This is a genomic window from Candidatus Magnetominusculus xianensis (genome assembly GCA_001541255.1).
Classification (GTDB): Bacteria; Nitrospirota; Thermodesulfovibrionia; order Thermodesulfovibrionales; family Magnetobacteriaceae; genus Magnetominusculus; species Magnetominusculus xianensis.
Map to the genome: position 1 here is coordinate 1 of LNQR01000146.1, position 1039 is coordinate 1039.

Below are 1039 nucleotides of genomic sequence, written 5' to 3' on the forward strand. Positions count from 1 at the left end.
AAGGACTAAGAACTTGGGACGTAACACCAGCTCCCTTTGGGGGCTGGACTATGAAAAATATAAGGACTTGCTGTAACATAAAAAGGACAAATTTTGTCTTGACAAACGGGTCCACTATAATTTTGAAGGGTAACGTCATACAGTTAGAGTTATTTAATGAAAAGATTTGTGAGATAGAAGATGGTGCAGTTCGGTACATTTTCAAGAAGAAGCCTATGAGAGTAGAAGAGCTTGAGCGGATGACAATAGAGAAAATACACCGTGTACAAGAAATGACGGTGAAACAGAACGATAAGCTTGATAATCATCCAAGAGCAAAAGATATAGTAGCTATAAAGAAAATTGAAGACTTGATTATGAAACTAAAGATGAAAGGATTAATAACAGTAGAACAGGAAGGCAGAAAACTATTTTTGAGTATAAAAGATGACTGAACAAACGCTGCTGGATGGCTGTTATGTAATAAAGACGGAGTTGAAAAAAGAAGAGGTATCCGCAGAAACAGTCCATGAGAGATATAAAGATTTAGCCTCAGTAGAACAAGGTTTTCGTACAATGAAAACAGGTTATTTAGAGACGAGGCCAATATTTGTAAGAAAAGAGAAAAGAACCTGAGGACACGTATTGGTAGTTATGCTTGCCTACATGATTGTACAAGAACTGCAAAAGTTATGGTCATGGTTGAATGTAACTGTTGGAGAAGGAATTGCTGAACTTTCATCAATAAATAGTATTGAGATAAAAATAGGGGAAACATCATATAATCAGATACCTAAGCCAAGGGCTTTGGGTGAAATACTTTTAGAATTGGCTAATGTAACCCTACCAGAGGTGCTGCCAAATTGAAACATTAGCGTAGACACAAGGCGAAAACTACAGTCACGCCGTAATATCTAAGTATTTCTATTACTTAGATGCTCTCACTTGACCACTCTTCATTGGAACATCCGTTAAAAAGCGGCTTTGGAATGGAGCGTATGCCGTGTGGCCAGACATATGCCAATGCGGTATTTTTCAGGATAGGAGTAATCGCATACAA

The 1039-nt window shown here is 37.6% G+C and carries 2 protein-coding genes and 1 pseudogene; all 3 read left to right on the plus strand.

Going from position 1 to position 1039, the window contains the following annotated elements:
- A pseudogene (locus ASN18_RS17710) lies at window positions 1-434 on the plus strand (hypothetical protein); the annotation flags it as partial.
- Window positions 427-615: a hypothetical protein gene (locus ASN18_RS16735; protein WP_085053924.1), complete on the plus strand. Its 189-nt coding sequence runs from the start codon at window positions 427-429 to the stop codon at window positions 613-615. The pseudogene ASN18_RS17710 and the gene ASN18_RS16735, both read left to right, overlap by 8 nt.
- A gap of 9 nt (window positions 616-624) precedes the next feature.
- The gene (locus ASN18_RS16740) at window positions 625-846 is read left to right on the plus strand and encodes a hypothetical protein (RefSeq protein WP_085053925.1); all 222 of its coding nucleotides are present in this window, start codon (window positions 625-627) and stop codon (window positions 844-846) included.
- Window positions 847-1039: the final 193 nt, after the last annotated feature.